The following is a 3,824-nucleotide window of genomic DNA, read 5'->3' on the forward strand; positions in this document are numbered from 1 at the left end:
GGTGCGATCCACTTGTTCGCACCTTCCCTAGGACACTTTTTTACCAGTAATAATATCTGCACTGGCTAACATACCGGGGATGATGGGAAGTGCGTTAAGCTCATCGCCCAAGTAACTCTTCTCGGTGCGCACCCGAACCAGGTAGAAGGAATTGCCATCTTCATCCTGGATTGAGTCGGCACTTATCTGCTCAACCTTGCCATGCAATCCACCATAAATGGTGAAGTCATAGGCAGTGATCTTGACCACGGCCTCCAGCCCTGGTCGCAGGAATGCGATATCTTTCGGCGACACCTTGGCTTCAACCAGCAGGGTGTCTTCCAGCGGCACTATCTCCATCAGATCCATACCGGGCTGAACGACGCCACCCAGCGTATTGATCTTGAGCTTCTTGATGGTGCCTTTGAGGGGAGCGATGACGCTGGTGCGGTCAACCCGGTCACGCAATCCCACCTGCCCTTCCGATAACTGCCCCAGTTTCCCCTGCTTGTCGTTCAGCTCGGTCTGGGAATCCGCTCGGAATTTGAGAGCGATGTCATTGCGTTTGGAAATGGTCTCCCGCAGTACAGCATTAAGCTTGGGAATAAGCAGCTGGTTATTCTCCAGCTCGCCTTGCATTTCATTGACCTGGCGCTCCAGTTTGATTAGCTCGACTTGCGGCACTATCCCCTCTTTTGCCAGGGGACGGCTAATGTTGAGCTCCTGCTTGGCAAGCTCTACGCTACGGCTGACGGTGCGGATCTTGGCATTGAGCTCAACCAGCTCCTGTTCATTTTGTTCAATCTGGTGACCCAGGATATAGAGCTGGTTTCTCAGGTTATCGAGACGATCCTTTTGTACCGAGCGCTCACGATTGGCGTATTCCGCAAATACGGTTTCATAACCTTCAGGAAACTGGATCGGTGCATTGATCACCACCACCTGTTCACGCCACCCCAGATTTGGTTCATTTTTCACCGCAACGCTGGCCATTTCGGCCCGCAGTCTTGCAACATCACCTTTGAGAGTCACCAACTCCTGTTCGCGCTCCCGAAAGTCGGAACGGAAACGGGTATCATCGATGCGCAGCAACGGCTGTCCTTTCTCGACGATATCCCCTTCCTTAACGAAGATCTCCTTGACGATCCCCCCCTCCAGGTTCTGGATCACCTGCAGTTGGCGCGACGGGATCACCTTGCCCTGGCCGACGGTCACCTCATCGAGCTCGGCCCAGGCCGCCCAGATGATGGCACTCATGAAAAACAGGAAACAGGCCCACAGCAGAGCGCACGCCCGGGTCGGAGTACTCAGCAGAACGGCCGCCGCACCGTCATCCACGAACTCAAGGTGCTCAGGCGCCGGCAACACAGTATCAGATGGCGTTTTCTTGAACAGGCCGGACTTAGCCATTGGAGGCCTCCTGTACGCGCACCTTGCCCTCTTTCAGCTGTTGCAACACCATTTCCTTGGGCCCATCGGCCACTACCTGCCCCTGTTCGATCACGATGACCCGTGACGCCACGTCAAGCATGGTGGTTTTGTGGGTGATGACTATCAGGGTCGTTTCCGGCCCCAATCTGGCCAACTCGTGCTTGACCTGCATCTCCGACTGGTTATCCATGTTGGAGGTCGGCTCGTCCATCACCAGTATGGGAGGATCATTGAGCAGGGCCCTAGCCAGCAAGATGGCTTGACGCTGGCCACCGGAGAGCTGACGGCCCCCTTCCCCTATCTGTCTATCCAGCCCATTGGGATCCCGGTTGGTGAAGTTCGTCACCCCGGCCCGCTTGGCCGCTCGCATGACCCGCACATCATCCACCAACGGATTGCCCAGCATGATGTTGTCACGCACCGAACCGAAAAACAGGGTCACGTCCTGCGGCACACAGCCGATGTTGCGGCGGATCACCGAAGCAGGCAGCTGATCGAGTTCAAAACCATCGAGCCGTACCGACCCATCGCTTGGCCGATACAGCCCCATCAAAATCTTCTCGAGCGTCGTCTTGCCCGCCCCGATCCGGCCAATGATGGCCACCTTCTCACCCGGTTCGATGCGCAGGTTGATATTGTGCAGGGTGCTGGTTTCCATCCCGGGATACTTGAACGACACCTTGTCAAACTCGATGCGGCCGGAGATGACCGGATGATGGATGTACTGCTTGCCCTCTTCCTGCTCGCCCGGCGTGACCATGATCTTCTCTAGGATCTCCAATGCAGATTTGGCCTGGTTGTAGCGGGTCGAGAGTACCGACAGCTGTACCATGGGCGCGATGGCGCGGCTCGACAGCATGACGGCGGCAATCATGCCGCCCATGGTGACCAGCCCTTCCGAGATCTGGTAAACCCCGACAATCACCAGGGCCACCGTCACTACCTGCTGGATGTAGCTGGCCAGCGACGACATGGAGTTGGTGATGCGGCGGGTCTGCACGCCCCAGGTCGAAATGTGGGAGACGGCCTGCTCCCAGCGATGCTGAAACATGCTTTCGGCGCCGAAGATCTTCACTGTCTCCAGACCAGAAATACTCTCGATCAGGTTGGCGTTCTTCTGAGAAGCCAGCCGGGATCCCTCTTCGATGGACTGCTTGAGCGGCGCCTGGATATAGAAGCTGTAAAGGATGAGGATCACCATGGCCACGATGGGCACCACCACCATGACGCCGGCAAAGATCCAGATGATGAACAGGAAGAAGATGGCAAACGGCAGATCGATGAGGGTAGATACCGTCGCGGAAGTGAAAAACTCCCGCACCGACTCAAACTCCTGCAGATGTTTGGCAAAGGCACCGGTCGATGCAGGGCGCGACTCCATCCGCATGCCCATCACCTTGGCAAAGATCTTGGCAGAGAGCAGCACATCGGACTTTTTGCCAGCAATGTCGATGAAGTAGCTGCGCAGCTGGCGCATCACGAAGTCGAAGGTAAACACCACCATGGCACCGACCGCCAGCACCCAGAGCGAATCAAACGCCAGGTTGGGTACTATCTTGTCGTAGACGTTCATGGTGAACAGAGGGCTGGCGACGGCAAACAGGTTGATAAGGATGGAGGCGACCAGAACGTCCCGATAGATGCCGCGGGATTCAAGCAGGGTGCTCCAGAACCAGTGACCATCGCGAGTCTCCAGCACCTTGGGTGAACGCTCATCAAACTTGAACTGCTTTTTGACAAAGAACAGCCGCCCCAGATACTCATCACCCAGCTGGGCTGCACTCAGCCATTGGGCCGCATCCCCTGCCTGCGGAAAGATTACCTTGCCCTGGGTTCTGTCTTCGTTCCATTCCAGCAGAATGCAGGCACCGCCGTTGCGCATCTGCAACACACAGGGCAATAACAGCGGGGAGATGTCCTCGAGAGACTGGATCACTTCCCGGGCGGACAAGCCACCCCGCTCGGCGGCACGGCCGAACAGATTGGGGGTCAGCAGACCGAATACCAGTGGCAAGCCGGTGGTGAGAGCGTCCTTGCTGTTGGGTACCCCATAAAAGCGGGTCAGAAAGACCAGACACTCCAACAACTCGTCAATACGGTTAGTTTCTGCTTGCATAGCATCCTGTCACTGCATGATTGGGCCGACTGTCTCGCCATACCGATACTCAAGCCTCACGGGCGTCGTTGGCGCAGACATTCCCGTGACATAAAGAACAGAGCGCCCCTGAAAAGGAGCAACAGCCTGATACACATTAAAAGCACAGGTACCTGACACTGGATGTCATCGACAGACCTGAACGGCATTATGCCCAAAGCGGATACGCCAGGTCAGGCTGTTGATCGCGACACAGGATGGCGCCATACCCGATAGATCCCGTCCAGATTGGAAATAATACAAGCTTATTGATAATGAT

General features: G+C 56.2%; 2 protein-coding genes. Both read right to left on the reverse strand.

Going from position 1 to position 3,824, the window contains the following annotated elements; all coding sequences use genetic code 11:
* Nucleotides 1-27: 27 nt before the first annotated feature.
* Nucleotides 28-1,389 (reverse strand): HlyD family type I secretion periplasmic adaptor subunit, encoded by a 1,362-nt coding sequence (locus CAK78_RS09920; protein ID WP_094697157.1) that lies wholly within the window; start codon nt 1,387-1,389, stop codon nt 28-30.
* On the reverse strand, nt 1,382-3,526 hold the full coding sequence (locus tag CAK78_RS09925) for a type I secretion system permease/ATPase (protein WP_094697158.1): 2,145 nt from the start codon (nt 3,524-3,526) through the stop codon (nt 1,382-1,384). The genes CAK78_RS09920 and CAK78_RS09925 overlap by 8 nt, the downstream gene beginning before the upstream one ends.
* Nucleotides 3,527-3,824: the final 298 nt, after the last annotated feature.

It is taken from the genome of Aeromonas sp. A35_P (genome assembly GCF_002259925.1).
Lineage (GTDB): Bacteria > Pseudomonadota > Gammaproteobacteria > Enterobacterales > Aeromonadaceae > Aeromonas > Aeromonas dhakensis.